This is a genomic window from Micromonospora sp. DT31, from assembly GCF_049841795.1.
Lineage (GTDB): Bacteria > Actinomycetota > Actinomycetes > Mycobacteriales > Micromonosporaceae > Micromonospora.
This window is the reverse complement of the sequence record NZ_JBNCKZ010000001.1, coordinates 191,155-209,553: the sequence shown is the minus strand read 5'-3', so window position 1 is coordinate 209,553 and position 18,399 is coordinate 191,155. Positions and strand designations below refer to the sequence as shown.

13 protein-coding genes are annotated in these 18,399 nt (G+C 73.9%); 6 read left to right on the top strand and 7 right to left on the bottom strand.

The window, feature by feature from the left end; translation table 11 throughout:
• Positions 1-25: 25 nt before the first annotated feature.
• Together ACLQ2X_RS00850 and rph are read right to left on the bottom strand one after the other, a co-directional pair.
• Positions 26-400, bottom strand: coding sequence for a MerR family transcriptional regulator (locus tag ACLQ2X_RS00850; protein WP_425678945.1), 375 nt, complete (start codon positions 398-400; stop codon positions 26-28).
• Positions 401-460: 60 nt separating this feature from the next.
• Positions 461-3,103, bottom strand: a complete 2,643-nt coding sequence (gene rph / locus ACLQ2X_RS00845; protein WP_425678944.1) for a rifamycin-inactivating phosphotransferase — start codon at positions 3,101-3,103, stop codon at positions 461-463.
• A 345-nt stretch (positions 3,104-3,448) separates the two neighbouring features.
• On the opposite strand from rph, the gene ACLQ2X_RS00840 reads away from it, so the two are divergent.
• Together ACLQ2X_RS00840 and ACLQ2X_RS00835 are read left to right on the top strand one after the other, a co-directional pair.
• The gene (locus ACLQ2X_RS00840; protein WP_425678943.1) at positions 3,449-7,603 is read left to right on the top strand and encodes a SpoIIE family protein phosphatase; all 4,155 of its coding nucleotides are present in this window, start codon (positions 3,449-3,451) and stop codon (positions 7,601-7,603) included.
• On the top strand, positions 7,600-7,899 hold the full coding sequence (locus ACLQ2X_RS00835; RefSeq protein ID WP_425678942.1) for an STAS domain-containing protein: 300 nt from the start codon (positions 7,600-7,602) through the stop codon (positions 7,897-7,899). The genes ACLQ2X_RS00840 and ACLQ2X_RS00835 overlap by 4 nt, the downstream gene beginning before the upstream one ends.
• A 56-nt stretch (positions 7,900-7,955) precedes the next feature.
• Here ACLQ2X_RS00835 and ACLQ2X_RS00830 read toward each other — a convergent pair whose 3' ends face one another.
• Together ACLQ2X_RS00830 and ACLQ2X_RS00825 are read right to left on the bottom strand one after the other, a co-directional pair.
• On the bottom strand, positions 7,956-8,852 hold the full coding sequence (locus ACLQ2X_RS00830; protein WP_425678941.1) for a universal stress protein: 897 nt from the start codon (positions 8,850-8,852) through the stop codon (positions 7,956-7,958).
• A 20-nt stretch (positions 8,853-8,872) separates the two neighbouring features.
• On the bottom strand, positions 8,873-11,512 hold the full coding sequence (locus ACLQ2X_RS00825; protein ID WP_425678940.1) for a cation-translocating P-type ATPase: 2,640 nt from the start codon (positions 11,510-11,512) through the stop codon (positions 8,873-8,875).
• A 159-nt stretch (positions 11,513-11,671) separates the two neighbouring features.
• On the opposite strand from ACLQ2X_RS00825, the gene ACLQ2X_RS00820 reads away from it, so the two are divergent.
• The 4 genes from ACLQ2X_RS00820 (at position 11,672) to ACLQ2X_RS00805 (ending at position 14,571) form a co-directional block, all read left to right on the top strand.
• Positions 11,672-12,472 carry a hypothetical protein gene (locus ACLQ2X_RS00820; RefSeq protein ID WP_425678939.1) on the top strand — a complete coding sequence of 267 codons (801 nt, stop codon included), beginning with the start codon at positions 11,672-11,674 and terminating at the stop codon, positions 12,470-12,472.
• 45 nt (positions 12,473-12,517) lie between these two features.
• On the top strand, positions 12,518-12,706 hold the full coding sequence (locus ACLQ2X_RS00815; protein ID WP_425678938.1) for a ribonuclease: 189 nt from the start codon (positions 12,518-12,520) through the stop codon (positions 12,704-12,706).
• Positions 12,707-12,734: 28 nt separating this feature from the next.
• Entirely contained in the window at positions 12,735-13,214 is a 480-nt protein-coding gene (locus ACLQ2X_RS00810) for a hypothetical protein (RefSeq protein WP_425678937.1), read from the top strand.
• Positions 13,215-13,290: 76 nt separating this feature from the next.
• Positions 13,291-14,571, top strand: a complete 1,281-nt coding sequence (locus ACLQ2X_RS00805; protein WP_425678936.1) for an MFS transporter — start codon at positions 13,291-13,293, stop codon at positions 14,569-14,571.
• On the opposite strand, the gene katG is transcribed toward ACLQ2X_RS00805, so the two are convergent.
• The 3 genes from katG to ACLQ2X_RS00790 form a co-directional block, all read right to left on the bottom strand.
• Positions 14,540-16,816 carry a catalase/peroxidase HPI gene (katG, locus tag ACLQ2X_RS00800; protein WP_425678935.1) on the bottom strand — a complete coding sequence of 759 codons (2,277 nt, stop codon included), beginning with the start codon at positions 16,814-16,816 and terminating at the stop codon, positions 14,540-14,542. The genes ACLQ2X_RS00805 and katG overlap by 32 nt on opposite strands.
• A gap of 23 nt (positions 16,817-16,839) precedes the next feature.
• A complete protein-coding gene (locus ACLQ2X_RS00795) occupies positions 16,840-17,268 on the bottom strand; it encodes a Fur family transcriptional regulator (RefSeq protein WP_425678934.1) in 429 nt (142 codons plus the stop codon).
• Positions 17,269-17,396: 128 nt separating this feature from the next.
• Positions 17,397-18,395, bottom strand: a complete 999-nt coding sequence (locus tag ACLQ2X_RS00790; RefSeq protein ID WP_425678933.1) for a glycoside hydrolase family 11 protein — start codon at positions 18,393-18,395, stop codon at positions 17,397-17,399.
• Positions 18,396-18,399 lie beyond the last annotated feature (4 nt).

The following is an 18,399-nucleotide window of genomic DNA, read 5'->3' as shown; positions in this document are numbered from 1 at the left end:
TGACACCGGTGTCAGGGGCAAGCGCTCAGGCCGCCGCCCTGCGGGTGTCCTCGGCCACAGACACGGTCATGTCGGCGACCACGTCGTCGAGCACCGCGACGGTGCGGGACAGCCGGGCCATCTCCGCGAGCAGCCGGGACCGCTCCTCGCGCAGCCGGTCGGTCAGCCACGGCGTCCGGATGTCCGGGTCGGTCACGCACGGCAGCAGCTCGGCCATCCGGCGGCTGCTCAACCCGGCCTCGAAGAGCCGTCGGATGAGCCGTACCCGCTCGACCGCCGACTCCGCGAAGACCCGCTGCCCGGCGGCGGTACGCGTCGAGGCCAGCAGGCCCTGCTGCTCGTAGTAGCGGATGGACCGGGCGCTCACCCCGGTACGCGCCGACAGTTCCCCGATCCGCACCGCGCCTCCCGAACCGCGTCCGACCTCTCCGTCGAGGATGCCAGGCGCGGCGGCGTCCGGTCAGCCCAGGAGTTCCACGTACCCGTCGCCGCCGTGCACGCGGATGCGCTGCCCGTCGCGGATCAGCCGGGTGGCCCCGGTGACGCCCACGACCGCCGGCAGGCCGTACTCGCGGGCGATCACCGCGCCGTGGGTCATCCGTCCGCCGATCTCCGTGACCAGGGCCGCCGCGGCGACGAACAGCGGTGTCCAACTCGGATCGGTGCAGGCCGTGACGAGGATGTCGCCCGGCTCCAGCGCGGCCCGGGCGAGGTCGGTGACCACCCGTGCGCGGCCCTGCACCACGCCGGAGGAGACGGCCAGGCCGACGAGCGCGCCGTCCGGCACGTCGTCGCGCCGGTACGCCCCGTCGAACCGTTCCCCGTCGGAGGTCAGCACGCGGGGCGGGGTGAGCGCCTGGTGCGTGCGGAACTCCTCCCGGCGTCGGTGGATCAGCCCGTGGTCCACCCGGTGCGTGGCCGCCACCGCGCGGAACTCCTCGAACGTCAGGTAGAAGACGTCCTCCCGGTCGCCGAGCACGCCGGCGCGCACCAGCCGGTCCGCCTCGCCCAGCAGCGCCTGCCGGTAGACCAGGTAGCGGCAGACGATGTCGTACTTCGGGTACTCGCGGTAGCCGGTGAAGGCCCGCACCCGGTCGATCATCCGCCGCGCCTCGTCGGCCCTGCGGTCCCCGTCCGGCAGCGCCCGCAGGCGCGCCAGCACCTCCCGGGCCGTCCGTTCCGCCGTCTCGCGGCCCTGCGCGTAACGGCGGGCCGCGGCACCCGGGGCGACGTTGCGGACGTGGTCGAGGATCAGTGGTACGAGAGTGGTGGGGCGTTCACACCACCGTGGCCGGGTGATGTCGATCTCCCCGGCGCCGCGCATGCCGTACCGGTCCAGGAAGTCCGCGACGGCCGCGCGCGCCCGCTCCCCGCCCGGACGTGCCGGCAGCTCCGCCAGGAACCCGTCGTCGTCGCCGACCGTGCCCAGGAAAGCCACCACCTCCGGGTACGGGCGGATCACGTCGGCGACGTCGAGCAGCGCCAGGCCCATCTCGGCGGTGACGTTGCCGGGGACGGACAGGGTGAGGGCGTCGACGGCGCTCCGCTCGCCCAACCACTCCCCCAGCCTGTCGGTGAGCCACCAGGCGGCCTCCATCCCCGCCATCAGCACCCGCGCGCTCCGCGGATCGGTGAGTACCCGCCGGTGTTCCTCGAACGCCTCGTCCAGGAAGTCGAACAGCGCCGGCCCGGACCGGCCCCGGATGTCGCGTCGCAGCGCGGCCAGCGACGCCCGGCTGCGCTCGACCAGCTCCGCCACGACCGCCGGGTCGGCGTCGGGCGCCGGTGCCGCGTCGCGGGTCGGCGGCGGTCCGGCGGTCGTCGTACCGGTGGTGGTTCCGGCGGACGGCGGCCCGGCGGACGGCGGCGTGCCGGCGGGCAGCCCGTCGCCGCGCTCCAGGGCCGCCTGGAGCGCGTCCCGAGCCAGCGGGTCGGAACGTCCGATCATCTCCAGCAGGCCGGCCCGGCGGGCGGGATCGGCGAGCAGCGGCGTGGCGTCGACGAACAGCCGCCCGCCGGCCTCGTGCATCGGCGTCATGGCGGTCAGCCGCCACATCGACAGCCCGAGGGGTTTCATCGCGTCGGTCATCATCTGCTGGTGCCCGACCGAGAGGTAGACGTGTCGGGCCCCGTCCGAGACCGCCGGGACGGGGAACAACGTGGTGATCGGCCGGCTCTGCAGGACGTACGCGTCGTCGCCGACCAGCGCCCACTCGACGTCCTGCGGGCAGCCGAACTCCGCCTCGACCAGCCGGCCCAGCCGCGCCAGGCGTACCGCCTGGTCGTCGGTGAGCGCCGGCTGCTCCCGGCGCGCCGGGTCGACGTCCCGCTCCCGGGTCCCGCCACCGGGCACCGGCAGGACGGCCCGTCGCTTGTCGGCGACGGTCCGGGCGATCACCCGGCCGCCCCGCACCGTGAACACGTCCGGGTTCACCAGACCGGCGACCAGCGCCTCGCCCAGGCCGAACCCGGCCTCCAGGGAGACCGTGGTGCGGTTGCCGGTGACCGGGTCGGCGGTGAACATGATCCCGGCCGCGTCCGGAATCACCATCCGCTGCACCACCACCGCCATCGCGACGGTCCGGTCGTCGACGCCGTGCCGCCGGCGGTAGGTGACCGCCCGCTCGCTGAACAGCGACGCCCAGCAGCGACGCACGTGCGCGCCCACCTCGGCCGGGCCCACCACGTTCAGGTAGGTGTCGTGCTGGCCGGCGAACGAGGTGGTGGGCAGGTCCTCGGCGGTGGCGCTGGACCGCACGGCGTACCCGACCTCCCCGCCGAGCCGCTCCACCGCGCCGGTGAGCGCGTCGGCCACGTCGGCGGGCAGCGCGACCCCCTCGACGGCACGGCGCAGCCCGGCGGCGACCGTCCGGATCGTCTCCCGGTCGTCCGGGTCGGTCCGGGCCAGCCGCCGCAACCCGTCGGCGACCGCGGGCGCGCCCGCCACCGCCTGCCGGAAGGCGTCCGTCGTCACGCAGAAGCCCTCCGGTACGCGGACCCCGTCGACCCGGGCCAACGCGCCCAGGTTCGCGCCCTTGCCACCGACCGTGGCGACCGCCGTCCGGTCGATGTCGCGCAGTGCCGTCACATAGCGTCCCGTCATCGTCGTACCCCGTCTGCCCAGCTCAACAACGTCCGGCCGCCGATTCTGGGACACCACCCGGGTCTTGCGGCAAGCCCCGCGGTGCGATATATGTTGAAGGTGGCAGGGAGCTGGGTCTCCCTGCCTTTCGGTTTTCCGCACGGCTTTCCGCCCGACGTCACCGGCGCCCCACAGGCGCGCCGTCCGGCACCACCCTGTTCTCCTCCTCGCCCGACCGGCGTGACCGCGCTCTCGTCGCCCGGTGGGTGGGGTGTATGCCGGACCCGGTGGGGCAAGAGACGACGAGGGACGCGACGACGCGACCCGGACGGACAGGATCGGGAGCGGTGGGGGGAGACTCGGGCGATGACCAGCGCTGACTTCGACCCGCGTACGCGCGCCGACGTGTTCGCCGTCGACAGCGAGATCGGCCCGGACCTGGCCCTGGTCGACTGGTCGGCGCATCCGCTGGGACCGCCGGAGACGTGGCCGCAAAGCCTGCGGACCGCGGTGCGCATCCTGCTGTCCTCCCGCTTCCCGATGTGGATGGCGTGGGGACCGCAGTTGAGCTTCTTCTGCAACGCCGCCTACCGCCGGGACACGCTGGGCCGCAAGTACCCGTGGGCACTGGGTCGACCGGCCTACGAGGTGTGGGCGGAGATCTGGGACGACATCGGTCCCCGCGTCGACACGGTGCTGCGCACCGGCGAGGCGACCTGGGACGAGGGCCTGCTGCTGTTCCTGGAACGCGCCGGCTACCGGGAGGAGACCTACCACACGTTCTCCTACAGCCCACTGCACGACGACGACGGTGGCCTGGTCGGGATGCTCTGCGTGGTCAGCGAGGACACCGAACGCGTCATCGGCGAGCGACGGATGGCCACGCTGCGCGACCTGGGCTCCGACCCGAGCGTCATCCGCACCGAGCAGGAGACGCTCGCCTTCGTCAGCCGCCAGTTGGGCCGCAACCCGCGGGACCTGCCGTTCACGCTGACCTACCTGTTCGACGACGGCGGGGCCGCCCGACTGGTGGCGGCCACCGGACTGGACACCGGCCACCCGGCCGCGCCGGCGACGCTGTCCTGCGCCGACCCGGCGACGCCGTGGCCGGCCGGGGCGCTCACCGAGGGCGAGTCGGTACAGATCCCGCTCGACGGCCCGGCCTTCACCGACCTGCCCGCGGGCGTGTGGCCGGCCCCACCCACCGAGGCACTCCTGGTGCCCCTGCATCAGCAGGGCGCCGCGCCGTACGGGTTCCTGGTGGCCGGGCTGAACCGCTACCGGGCGCTCGACGAGAGCTACCGCGGGTTCGTCGAACTGGCGGCCGGGCACCTGGCCACCGGCATCGCCAGCGCCCGCAGCTACCAGGCGCAGCAGCGGCGCGCCGAGGAACTCGCCGAACTGGACCGCGCCAAGACCACGTTCTTCTCCAACATCAGCCACGAGTTCCGCACCCCACTGACGCTGATCATGGGTCCGGTGGACGAGCTGCGCGGGCGGTTGCGGGACGCCGACGAGCAGACCCGCGCGGAGTTGGACGTCATCCGGCGCAACGGGTTGCGCCTCGGCAAGCTGGTCAACAGCCTGCTCGACTTCTCCCGGATCGAGGCCGGCCGGATGCAGGCCCGGTACGAGCCGGTGGACCTGGCCGCGGTGACCGCCGACCTGGCCAGCGTGTTCCGATCGGCGATCGAACGCGCCGGGCTGACCTTCGAGGTCGACTGCCCACCCCTGCGCGAGCCGGTGCACCTGGACCGGGGAATGTGGGAGAAGGTGGTCCTCAACCTGCTCAGCAACGCGCTGAAGTTCACCTTCGACGGCACGGTGCGGGTGCGGTTGCGCGCCGAACGCGGGCACGCCGTCCTGGAGGTCTCCGACACCGGCATCGGCGTCGCCGAGGAGGAGATGCCCCGGCTGTTCGAGCGGTTCCACCGCATCGAGAACGCGCGGTCCCGCTCGGGCGAGGGCAGCGGAATCGGTCTCGCCCTGGTCAAGGAGCTGATCGGGCTGCACGGCGGCACCATCGAGGCCAGCAGCACGGTGGGCCGGGGCACCACCTTCGCGGTCCGCCTGCCGTTCGGCACCGCCCACCTGCCCGCCGAGGCGCTCGCCCCGGCCGGCAGCGGCCAGGTCTCCGTGACCGCGGAACCGTTCGTGCAGGAGGCGCTGCGCTGGCTGCCCGCCGGCCCGACCGACGAGATGGCCACGGACGGCCCTCCCTCGACCGACGAGCCGGCCCGACCGCTGCCCGGCGGGGCGCCGGCACGGATCCTGGTCGCCGACGACAACACCGACATGCGGGAGTACCTGACCCGGCTGCTGCGCTCCGCCGGACACCAGGTGTACGCCGTCGCCGACGGGCGGGCCGCGCTGGACGCCGCCCGGGCGCAGACGCCCGACCTGGTGGTCAGCGACGTGATGATGCCCCGCCTCGACGGGCTGCAACTGGTGGGCGCTCTGCGCGCCGAGCCCCACACGGCCGGCACGCCGGTCCTGCTGCTGTCCGCCCGCGCCGGGCAGGAGGCGTCGATCGAAGGGCTGGACGCGGGCGCCGACGACTATCTGGTCAAGCCGTTCCCGGCCGCCGAACTGCTCGCCCGGGTACGGACCAACGTGGAACTGGCCCGGCTGCGCAACCACCACGCCCGCTGGCGTACCGCCCTTGTCGAATCGTTGCAGGAGGCGTTCTTCGTCTGTGACGAGACCGGCGCCGTGGTCGAGATAAACACCGCGTTCACCGACGTCCTCGGTTACGGAACCGACGGCCTGCCCTATCCGGCGGTGCACCCGTGGTGGCCGGACCAGGACGCCGAACCCGACGCGCACCGCCAGGTGGCCGCCGCGTTCTCGACGCTCGTCGGCCAGTCCCGCGGCACCTACACGGTGCCGGTGACCCACCGTGACGGACACCGCCTCTGGATCTCCGCCGCGTTCAACCACGTCGAGGATCCGGACACCGGCCGGCGGATGATCGTCGGTACGTTCCGCGACGTCACCGCCGAGCACTACGCCGTGCAGCGGGAGACCGCGCTGGCCGGGCTCAGCATGCGGCTGGCCCGGGCCGACGACCTCACCGACGCGCTGCGCGGCGTCCTGGACGAGCTGCGCAAGCTGTGGCGGGCCGCGGACGTGCTCACCGCCGTGTTCGGCGACGACCCGACCCCCACCGTCACCGCCGGCGACCCGACCGCCCACTGGGACATCCTGCCCGAGAAGCGGCGGCAGGCGTTGCTCGCGCTGCGGGACACCCCGCTGCTGACCCCGGTCGCGACCCGTACGCACGGCGCCGGCATCGCCGTGGAGCACCCGCACGGCACCATGGCGCTCTGGATCGACCTCGGCGAGAAGCGGCCCTTCACCGAGCAGGACCAGACCCTGCTGGCGCTGCTCGGCGGGCACGTCGGTCAAGGGCTGCACCGGGTGCACCAGGTCGACCAGCAGCGCGAGATCGCGCTGGCGCTGCAACGGGCGATCCTAGGCCCGGCGCGCCTGCCCGCCGGCTTCGCGGTGCGCTACTCCCCCGCGGCGGTGCCGCTCAAGGTCGGCGGCGACTGGTACGACACCGTCGAGCTGCCGGACGGGCGGATCGGCATCGTGGTCGGCGACTGTGTCGGGCACGGTCTGCGCGCGGCCGCCGTGATGGGCCAGCTGCGCAGCGCCTGCCGGGCCCTGCTGTTGCAGGACGCCAGCCCCGCCGGGGTGCTCGTCGCCCTGGACCGGTTCGCGGCCCTGCTGCCCGGGGCGGCCTGCGCCACCGTCTTCTGCGGCGTCCTGGACCCGGCCACCGGCCGGTTGCGCTACTCCAGCGCCGGGCATCCGCCGGCCATCGTCGTGCACCCCGACGGCACGCCCCGGCTGCTCGAACACGGCCGGTCCCGGCCGCTGGCCGTCCGCCCCGGCCAGGACCGCCCGGAGGCCGAGGCGATCGTGCCGCCACGGGCGACGCTCATGCTCTACACCGACGGTCTGGTGGAGCGCCGCCGTCAGCCGATCACCGTGGGCATCGCCCGCGCCACCGGTGCCGTCCAACAGGGACACCGCGCGCCGGTGGACGTGCTCGCCACCGATATCATGGCCCGGATGGCCCCGGACGGCGGCTACCACGACGACGTGGCCCTGCTGCTCTACCGCCATCCCGGGCCGCTGGAGCTGGACTTCCCCGCCGAGCCGACCCGGCTGGCCGAGGTCCGCTCCACGCTGCGGGGCTGGCTGGACCGGTGCGGTCTGGCGCCGGCGAACGCCTACAACATCCTGGTCGCCGCGGGCGAGGCGTGCGCCAACGCCGTCGAGCACGGGCACCGGGGCAGCCCGGGCGGGTGGATCCGCCTGCGTGCCGCCGTCACGGCCGGCGACCTGCAGCTGAGCGTCACCGACAGCGGGCGGTGGCGGGAACCGGAGCCACGCGCCGATTCGCACCGGGGCCGAGGGCTGGTGCTCATGCGCGCGCTGATGGACAGCATCAGCGTGACCCAGGGGGCGGCTGGCACCACTGTCGACATGCGCGCGAAGATCGCCTCATGAGTCCGTCCCTGACCCTCACCACGAGCGACGGCGCCGACGGCGTGCGGGTGCTGTCCGTCGCCGGCGAGATCGACATGAGCAACGCGGACACGTTCGGGGCCGCGCTCACCGACGCGGTGCGGCCCGACGGCGGGCCCCTGGTCGTGGACCTGACGAAGGTGGAATACCTGGACAGCGCCGGCCTGGCGGTCCTGTTCCCGCACGCCGAGCGCATCTCGCTGGTCGCCGGCCCGGTGTTGGCGCCGCTGCTCACCATCTCCGGCCTGGCCGACCTGACCACCGTACGCAGCGGGTAGCGGCCGGGTCGCGCGCACCGCATCGGCGAGGCGGGGGCTTCGCCGACGCGGTGGCGTCAGGCGGACGCGGGCCCCGGTGCGTCGCGGACGATGACCAGCGGGGACTGCGCGTGGTGCAGCACCGCGTGGCTGACCGAACCGAGCAGCAACCCGCCCAGCGCGCCGTGGCCGTGCGCCCCGACCACCATCAGCTGGGCTGCCTTCGACTCCTCCACAAGCACCCGCGCCGGGGCGCCGCGCACCGACCGCTGGTGTACCCGCACGTCCGGGTAACGCCCGGACCAGCCGGCCACCGACTCGGCGACCACCCGGCGGGACTCCTCGGCGCACTCCTCGGGGTCGTGGACCAGCGGCAGGATGTCGCCGGGGCCGATCGGCACGGGGTGGAGCCAGGCGTGCACCACGACGAGCGGCGTGTCCCGGCGGGCGGCCTCCGCGTACGCGAACCCGACCGCCGCGGTGGAGATCGCCGAGCCGTCCACGCCCACCACGACCGGGCCGTCGGCCCGCGCCTCCCCCCGGGTGACCAGCACCGGGCAGTGCGCGCGGGCGGACACCTGGAGCGTGACCGAGCCGATCAGCAGGCCGGCGAAGCCACCGAGGCCCCGGTGGCCGAGCACCACGAGCGCCGCGTTCCGCGACTCCGCGACCAGCACCGCCCCGGCGGCGCCGTCGGCGACGACGCCGGTGACCGGGACGTCGGGTGCCGTCTTGCCGGCCTCGGCGACCGCCTCGGTCACGATCCGCTCGGCCTGGTTGCGCAGGCCGGCGCCGGCGGGTGCGCCCGGTGCGGGGGTCAGCGGCGCGCGGGTCAGCGGCCAGATGAAGGCGTGCACCACCTGAAGCGGGCGGTTGCGGTCGGCGGCCTCGCGGGCGGCGACCCGGACCGCGTCCAGGGCGGCTGCGGAGCCGTCGACGCCGACCACGACGGGGGCCCGGGAGTGGATTGTCATGACGTCCTCCTTCGCTGGCCTCAGCCTGCCCGGCCGGTGGGCCGGCCGGTAGGGCCGCCCGACCCGGCCGCCGGGCCGTCGGTCCCGGTCGGGGCGCGGAAGCGGCGGGCCAGCCGCAGCACCAGGCCGGGCAGCACGCCCACCAGGGCGCAACCGAGCAGGTCCAGCGCGGTCAGCGGCTCGGTGCCGAGCAGTTCGCGCAGCGGCGGCAGCAGCACGCCGGCCACCTGCAACACCGCCGAGACCGCCACCGCCACCGGCAGCGCGCGGTTGCGGTCACGCGAACCGGGCGGGCGGGGTGCCCGGACCGCCAGAGCCACCCCGAGCTGGGCCAGGCCGAGCACCACGAAGACCACCGACTGCCAGGGGCGGTCCGCGTACGCGGCCGCGACGCCGGCACCGAGTGCCGCCGCGGCGATCAGCGCGCCGGTGACCAGCACGTCCCGGCCGAGGCCGCCGCCGAGCACCGACTCCTGCGGCGAGCGGGGCTTGCGGCGCAGCATGCCGGGCTCGGCCGGTTCCGCGCCCAGCGCCACCCCGGGCACGCCGTGGGTGAGCAGGTTGATCCAGAGAATCTGCGCCGGCAGCAGCGGCACGGCCAGGCCGAGCAGCGGGCCGAGCAGCATCACCGCGATCTCGGCCAGCCCGCCGGCCAGGGCGTAGCGCAGGAACCGGCGGATGTTGTCGTAGATCCGGCGTCCCTCGCCGATGGCCGTCGCCACCGTGGTCAGGTCGTCGTCGACGAGGACCAGGTCGGCGGCCTGGCGGGCGACCTCCGTGCCGCCGCCCATCGCCACGCCGATGTCCGCGCGGCGCAGCGCCGGGGCGTCGTTGACGCCGTCGCCGGTCATCGCCACCACGTGCCCCCGGCTCTGGAGGCCGGCGATGATGTCGAGCTTCTGCTCCGGCTGGGTCCGCGCGTACACCCGGGTCTCGGGGTGGGCCTGGCCGGGGTCGCCGTCGTCGCCGTTGGCCAGGGGGTCGCCGTCGCGCCACAGCCCGAGTTGGCCGCCGATCGCCGCGGCGGTCGCCGGGTGGTCGCCGGTGATCAACAGCAGCCGGATGCCGGCCGCCTCGAAGCCGGCGGCGATGCCGGCGGCCTGGGCGCGCAGCGGGTCGCCGACCGCCACCAGGCCCAGCGGTCGCAGGCCGGTCGGTCGGGTCGGGTCGGGCGGGCTGTCGGCCTCGGCGGCGGTCACCGCCAGCACCCGCAGCCCTTCGGAGGCGAGCAGGTGCGCGGCGCCGGTCAGCTCGGCCAACTCCTCGGCGCCGGCGTCCACGAGCGGCGCGCACAGCACGTTCTCCGGGGCGCCCTTGCACACGACCAGGTAACGCCCGTCGTGGCGGTGCACCGTGGTCATCCGGCGCAACTCCTGGTCGAACGGGTGCTCGGCGATCCGGGGCCAGGCCTCGCGGGTGGCCTCCGGATCGAGGCCGCACCGGGCGGCGAAGGTGACCAGCGCCGCCTCCAGCGGGTCCCCGATCGCGGCCCACTCCGGCCGCTGCTCGGTGGGCGGAGCCACCGTGGCATCGTTGCAGAGCAGCCCGGCCCGGGCCAGTTCGGCCAGTTCGTCCGGGGCGGACACCGGCTCACCCCGGTGGTGCAGCACGCCGTCGGGGGCGTACCCGGTGCCGGTGACGGCATACCGGTCACGGCCGGGGACGACCGCGTGCTGGACCGCCATCCGCCCCTCGGTGAGCGTGCCGGTCTTGTCGGAGGCGATCACGGTGACCGACCCGAGGGTCTCCACCGCGTGCAGCCGTCGGGGGATGGCCCGGTTGCCGGCCATCCGGCGGGCGCCCAGGGCGAGCGCGAGCGTGACGACCGCGGGCAACGACTCCGGTACGGCCGCCACCACGAGACTGACCGCGGTGACCGCCATCTCGCTGACCGGCCGCCCGTTGAACACGCCCAGGGCGAAGACGAGTGCGGAGAGGAGCACGGCGGTCAGGCCGAGGACCCGGCCGAGCGAGGCCAGGCGTCGTTGCAGCGGGGTGGGCGCCGGGCGGGTGGCCGCCACCAGGGCGCTGATCCGGCCCAGCGCGCTGGACGCGCCGGTGCGCAGCACGATGCCGGTGCCACGTCCGGTGGTGACCACGGTGCCGGCGCTGGCCTCCTCCCCCGCCGCCCGGGCCACCGGCACCGACTCGCCGGTCAACGCCGACTCGTCCAGGGTCAGCCGGAACGCGTCGGTGAGGCTCAGGTCGGCCGGCACGACATCGCCGGCCTCCAACCGGACCAGGTCGTCCCGGACCAGGTCCGAGGCGGGCAGCACGAGGTCGCTGCCGTCGCGGACCGCCCGCGCGGTGGGGGCGGCGAGCCGGTCCAGCGCGGCGACCGCCCGGTCGGCGCGGACCTCCTGCACCACCCCGATCGCCGTGTTGATCACCACGACCAGCACGATCACCGCGGTGTCCGGGTAGTCACGCAGCAGCGTGGTCACCACGGCGGCGGCCAGCAGGAGCGCCACCAGGGGGTCGGTGAGCTGGCGCAGCACCCGGCCGGCGAGCCCGCGACGGCGCGGCGCGGCCACCGTGTTGGGCCCGTCGGCGGCCAGCCGGGCGGCGGCCTCGGCGGTGGTGAGCCCGGCCGGCGACGCCGGAATCGAGGCGATCTCGGTGGGCTTCGCGCTGCCCGGCCGGCCCTTGCTCAACTCCATCACCCTCACGTTGTTCCTGCTCAGCGTGTCGACCCCACCCCAGCATGCCGCGCTGACCGGGCCGGTGCAGGGGCTTAGCGTCCCCGCAGCCCGGGACCAACGGCCCCCCGCTCGGCAAGGGGACAGCGCCACCGGCGACAGGTCGGTAACCTCACGCCGGTGAGCGGATCACGTAACGGCGCCCACAGCGGAGCACGGCGCGTCCGGGGCCTCTGCTGGGTGGCCGCGGCGACCGCCCTGGCGCTGGCCGGGTGCGGTGATGCGGAGTCCGGGGACGCGCAGGCGCGGACCATGGCGGCGGCCGAGGCGAAGGAGCTCAACCACAACCTGGGGCACCGCAACCGGGTGCGCGACGCCGCGTCGATCGCGGCGGCCGAGATCCTCCGGGACATTGACCGGACGCCACCGACCGGCCGCACGGGGGTACGACGGGAGGCACTGGCCTGGTCCGGTCGCACCGCCCGCGACGTGCGGGCCACGGTCGACGTCCGGTTCGTGGCAACCGTCGAGGAACAACTGCCGGTGTCGTTCGGCGACCCCGGCACCACGCCCGGCGAGGCCACCCGCTGCTACCGCTACCAGTTCGAGTTGTCCCGCTACACGACCTACCAGGAGATCGACTGCCCCGGCGGGCACGCCCCACCGCCGCCGACCGCCGCGCCGGTGCCGCAGGTGCCGCAGGACGGGCCGAAACGGCTCACCGCGGTGCTGCGTACCGCCACCCCGGGCACGCTTGCCGACGCGGTGCGCAAGGCGTTCCCCGAGGACTGGATCACGGTCGACACGACAACCCACGAGGGCGCGTTGGTGGCCGCGGTCGGCGTGCCCGCCGAGCGGGACTGCCTCCTGCTGGTCCGCACGCCCGCCGGGAAGATCGTCGCCCCCTCGTACGACCGGATCTGGCTGGAGCCGGGCGAGACCGGCTGCCGGACCGGGCTGTACGTCTCGCCGCCGCGCTGAGGCGGCAGCCGGTTTGCCGGCGCATGCCCGGGGCACTTGACGGTCATGACCGATCCCGAGCAGTTCCGCCGGCAGCAGGAGAGCGCGCTGGAGAGCGGGCAGGTGTTCCAGGACGCCGAGGGCCGCCGAACCGCGGACCCGGCCGCCGGGGAGGCGAACGCCGGGAGCGAGGCCGACCGCAACGCCGAGCACCTGGCGCGCGGTGAGGTGGGCCCGGGCGTCCCGGAGGACTAGCGGCCGCCCGTCAATGTACCGTTGACAGGTGACCGCGGAGCTGACGTCGCTGGCCGAGATCGCCCCGGCCCGTGTCGCGCTCGACGAACGGGAACTGGAGCTGATCGACCGGGCCCGGCACGCCGGTGCCACCTGGGCCGACGTCGCCGAAGCGTTGGGGTTGAGCAGCCGCCAGGCCGCCGAGCAGCGGCGGCAACGGCTCGTGGCCGCCCGCCGGGCCCGACTGAGCCGGCTGGACCGGGCCTGGTCGGTGGACCTCACGGCGCTCCGGTCCGCGGTGGGCGACCTGCACCGCTGGATCGAGGCGGACCGGTCGTGGGACGACCGGTTCCGCCGGGCGGCCCTGACCCGCCGCACCTGCGTGCTCGCGCTCGACGCCACACCCGGGGCGCTGTACGCGCTGGCCGGTCATCTCGTCGACGACCTCACCGCTGCCGGGCCCGGCCTGCCGCGTCCGGCACACCACGCGGCGCGGAGCATGTCGACGAGGCTGTCAACAGCACATTGACGAGCCGCCGAGGCATTGCCCGCCCGTGGCTCAACTCCGCAGGATGTGAGTCCTCCCCGCTCCACCTGGAGGGCTCATGCGCCGCAACGCGGGCCTGTTCGTGGCCATCTCGCTGTTCTCCGGCCTCGGCGGCGGCGCGATGGCCCTGGTCGCCGGGGTCTGGGTGCTCGACCTCACCGGCTCCACCGGCCTGGCCGCACTGGCCGGGCTCTGCGTCTACGCGCCGACGCTTGCCGGCCCGTGGCTCGGTGCCCTGCTCGACCGGGCACCCCGACGCCCCCTGGTGATCGGCGTCAACCTCGCTCTCGCCGTCGCGCTGCTGAGCCTGCTCGCCGTGCGCGGGCCCGAACAGACCTGGCTGATCTACGCCGTCTCGCTCGCCTACGGCGTCAGCTACGTGCTGATCGACGCGGGCGAGACCGCGCTGCTGCCGGCCGCGCTGTCCCCGGCCCGGCTCGCCGACGTCAACGGCTGGCGATCCAGCGCGCAGGAGGGCATGAAACTTGTCGCCCCGCTGGCCGGCGCGGGCCTGTACGCGTGGCAGGGCGGGCACGTCGTCGCCGTGCTCGCCGCCGCCACGCCGGTGCTCGTCGCCGTCCTCTACGGCGCCCTACGACTGACCCGGACACCACCGGACGGTCCCCCGCCGGCACGTGCCGCCGGGCTGCGGGACGGGCTCGGCGTGCTCCTGGGCCGGCGGGCGGTACGCGTACCCGTCGCGCTCGCGGCGGTGTCCATCGCGATGTCCGGCTTCACCACCGCGGCGCTGTACGACGTGGTGGTCACCGGGTTGGCACTGCCGTCGACGTTCCTCGGCGTGCTGGCCAGCGCCCAGGGCGGTGGCTCGCTGCTCGCCGGGCTGGTCGTCGGCCGGCTGGTCCGCAGCCGGGGCGAGGTCGCGGTGGGGATCGCGGGCGCCGCCCTGTTCGCCGCCGGCTGCCTGGGGCGCTGCCTGCCGTGGTGGCCGGGCACGGTGGCCGCGTCGGCGGTGATCGGGGTGGGCCTGCCGTGGACGCTCGTCGCGGCGGTCACCGCGGTGCAGACGCACACTCCGCCGGCGATGCTCGGGCGGGTGGCCGGGACCGCGAACACGGCCATGTTCGGCCCGATCACGCTGGCCATCCCGCTCGGCTCAGCCGCCGTGCAGGTCGGCGGCCGACCGCCGCTGGTGGTCGCCGCCGGGGTGTGCCTGGCCGCCGCGTTCGCGGCCGCCAGCCGGCGGGCGGGTGTCGAGAGAGGGCCCCGCGTCGAGGCGGCCGACGGCACGGGCGAGCCCCGGCCCGTCGCGCGAGCGACGGACCGGGGCTCGTCGGTGTGTGCGTGGATCAGGACAGGTCGAAGCGGTCCAGCTCCATGACCTTCGTCCAGGCGGCGACGAAGTCGGACACGAACTTCTCCTTCGCGTCGTCGCTGGCGTACACCTCGGCCAGCGCCCGCAGCTGCGAGTTCGAGCCGAAGATGAGGTCGACCGCGGTGGCGGTCCACTTCACCTGGTCGGTGCCCAGGTCCCGGATCTCGTACACGTGCTCCTCGGACTCCGACGCCTTCCACCGGGTGCCCGGGGAGAGCAGGTTGGCGAAGAAGTCGTTGGTGAGCACGCCGGGCCGGTCGGTGAGCACGCCGTGCGACGCGCCACCGACGTTGTTGCCCAGGGCGCGCAGGCCGCCGACCAGGACGGTCATCTCCGGCGCGGTCAGGTTCAGCATGTAGGCGCGGTCGATGAGCAGCACCTCCGGCTGGGTCTTCTCGCCCGGCCGCAGGTAGTTGCGGAACCCGTCGGCGCGCGGCTCCATGACCCGGAACGACTCGACGTCGGTCTGCTCCTGGGTGGCGTCGGTGCGACCCGGGTGGAACGGCACCGTCACCTCGACGCCGGCGTCCCGCGCCGCCTTCTCGACGGCGGCCGAACCGGCCAGCACGATCAGGTCCGCGAGCGAGATCTGGGCGCCGCCGGCGGCGTTGAACTCCTGCTGGATGCCCTCCAGGGTCGACAGCACGGTGGCGAGCTGCTCGGGCTGGTTGACCTCCCAGTTGCGCTGCGGCTCCAGCCGGATCCGCGCGCCGTTGGCGCCACCGCGCTTGTCGGTGTAGCGGTAGCTCGCGGCCGAGGCCCAGGCGGTGGAGACCAGCTGGGCGGTGGTCAGGCCGGACTCCAGCACCTTCGCCTTGAGCGCGGCGACGTCGGCGTCGCCGACCAGCTCGTGCTCGACGGCCGGCACCGGGTCCTGCCACAGCTGGGCCTCCGGCACCCACGGGCCGAGGAAGCGGCTGACCGGACCCATGTCGCGGTGCAGCAGCTTGTACCACGCCTTGGCGAACGCCAGCGCGAACTCGTCCGGGTTCTCCAGGAAGCGGCGGGAGATCTTCTCGTACGCCGGGTCCACGCGCAGCGACAGGTCGGTGGTGAGCATGGTCGGCTTGTGCTTCCTGGACGGGTCGTGGGCGTCCGGGATGATCGCCTCGGCGTCCTTGGCCACCCACTGCTTCGCCCCGCCCGGGCTGGTGGTCAGCTCCCACTCGTAGCCGAAGAGGATCTCGAAGAAGCGGTTGCTCCACTGCGTCGGCCGGTCGGTCCAGGTCACCTCGAGACCGCTGGTGATCGTGTCCCCGGCCTTGCCCTCGCCGTACGTGCTCAGCCAGCCCAGCCCCTGCGTCTCCAGCGGCGCGCCCTCCGGCTCCGGGCCGACGTGCCCGTCGGCGGGGCCGGCGCCGTGGGTCTTGCCGAAGGTGTGGCCGCCGGCGATCAGCGCCACGGTCTCCTCGTCGTTCATCGCCATCCGGCGGAACGTCTCACGGATGAAGTGCGCCGCGGCGAGCGGGTCGGCGTTGCCGCGCGGGCCCTCCGGGTTGACGTAGATCAGACCCATCTCGGTGGCGCCGACGCCGGCCACCATCTCCTGCTCGGAGGAGTAGCGCTCGTCGCCGAGCCAGGCGTCCTCGGGGCCCCAGAAGATCTCCTCCGGCTCCCAGACGTCCTCGCGGCCGAAGCCGAAGCCGAAGGTCTTGAAGCCCATCGACTCCAGGGACACGTTGCCGGCGAGCACCAGCAGGTCGGCCCAGGAGACCTTCTGGCCGTACTTCTGCTTGACCGGCCAGAGCAGCCGGCGGGCCTTGTCCAGGTTGGCGTTGTCCGGCCAGCTGTTCAGCGGGGCGAACCGCTGCCCGCCGTCGCCGGCGCCGCCGCGCCCGTCCTCGATGCGGTAGGTGCCCGCGGCGTGCCAGCTCATCCGGATCATCAGACCGCCGTAGTGGCCGAAGTCGGCCGGCCACCAGTCCTGCGAGGTGGTGAGGACCTCGGTGATGTCACGCTTGAGCGCCTCGACGTCGAGCTTGGCGAACTCCTTGGCGTACTCGAAGTCCGGGCCCAGCGGGTTGCCCTTGTCGGAGTGGGCGTGCAGCACGGACAGGTCGAGCTGGTTGGGCCACCAGTCACGGTTGGAGCGCGGACGACCTCCGGTCTTCGGCGTCGGCGAGTCGATCGCCGGGTTCTCGCTCTCGCTGCCGTGCGCGGTCACGGAGTCGTGCGCGACCGGGCATCCGGCCGCCTCCTTGGCGTCCACGCCCTGCGGGCTGACTGGCCGGTTGTCCTGGGTGTCGCTCATCTGTTTCCTTCCGAACTGGCGGATCACTGGGCGGTGCGGTCGGCCGCGCAACCGGGGCAGGTGCCCCAGTAGACGACCTCCGCCTCGTCGACCACGAAACCGTGGTCGTCGGAGGCGGTGAGACAGGGGGCATTGCCGACGGCGCACTCGACGTCGGCAATCGTGCCGCAGGAGCGGCACACGACGTGGTGGTGGTTGTCCCCCACCCGCGACTCGTAGCGGGCCGTGGCGCCGGCCGGCTGGATGCGCCGGATCAGGCCGGCCTCGGTGAGCGCCCGAAGCACATCGTAAACCGCTTGGTGGGACACCGTGGGCTGCTCGGCGCGAACCAGGGAGAGCACCGTTTCGGTGTCGATGTGCGGGTGGTCGCGCAGCGCGGCGAGCACGGCAAGGCGCGGTCGGGTCACGCGCAACGAGACCGACCGGAGCTGGGTCTCGAAGTCGGCCGTCATGGGACGACCCTAGCCTGTTTTTTTGGAATCAATCAAGTTTCGGCCCAGGTGTGTCGGCCGCCACGCCCGCCGTCCGCGCACGGGAACGGGGGTGCCGCGCCAGGCGCGACACCCCCTCCCGGAAGGGTTCAGGCGGCCGAACAACTCGCTGTGGGCGTGCTGTTGTTGCCGTTCTTGTAGAGCGTGATGCCGAAGCTGTTGCCGTTGCCGTTGGGCCGGGCGGTGAGCGTGCCGCTGGTGCCGCTCACCGACGCGTTCCAGCTGTTCTGCAGGCTCTGGCCACCCTGCGTCTGGATGTTGACCGCCCAGTTGCTGGTGCCGCTGACCGAGAACGTCACGTTGAAGCGGTCACCCCACTCCTCGGCCCGGCTGACACTCACCGTGCACCCGCCGTTGTTCGGCGGCGGGGTGGTCGGGTTACCGCTGGTGCCGCCGACCGTGATGTTGGAGTTGCCGCTGCTCTGGTAGCCCTCGGTGGCCATGATCTGGTAGTAGTGGGAGCCGAGGTTCATCCCGGAACGGGCCCAGGCGTCGAAGTGGTTGCCGGCGTTGATCGTGCCGCCCACCCGCTTCGACTGCCGGACGCTCCAGTACTGGTAGAAGGTGCGCGTGCCGTCGATGGAGGGGGCGTTGACCCGCTGCGTCCGGTAGATGTCGTAGGTGCCGCCGTCGCTGGTGACCGTGCCCATGAAGCCGCTGCCCGGCGGCCGCCAGCTGCCCCAGCTGTCGATGATGTAGTACTCGACGAGCGGGTTGCGCGTCCACCCGTAGAGGGTGAGGTAGGCGTTGCCGGAGGGGTTGAAGCTGCCGGAGTAGCTGACCGTCTGGCGGGAGCCGGGCATCCAGCCCTTACCGGCGACGAAGTTGTTGACGTTGCTCCACTGGGTGCTGTATTGACCGCCGTTGCCCATGGTCATGGACACGTTGCCACTGTCTTTCCAGAAGGAGAAGAAGTAGCCGTTGTGCGTGCCTTCCAGGTTGGACGTCACGGTCTGGTCGGCGTACGCCGGACCGGTCAGGACGGTCGTCGTTCCGGCGACGAGGAGCGCCGCGGCGGAGACGCCGCCGAGGAGCATCCGGATGCGTCCGCGCCGGCGGGTGCCCGTGCGGGCGGGGGCGTCTTTCATGGAC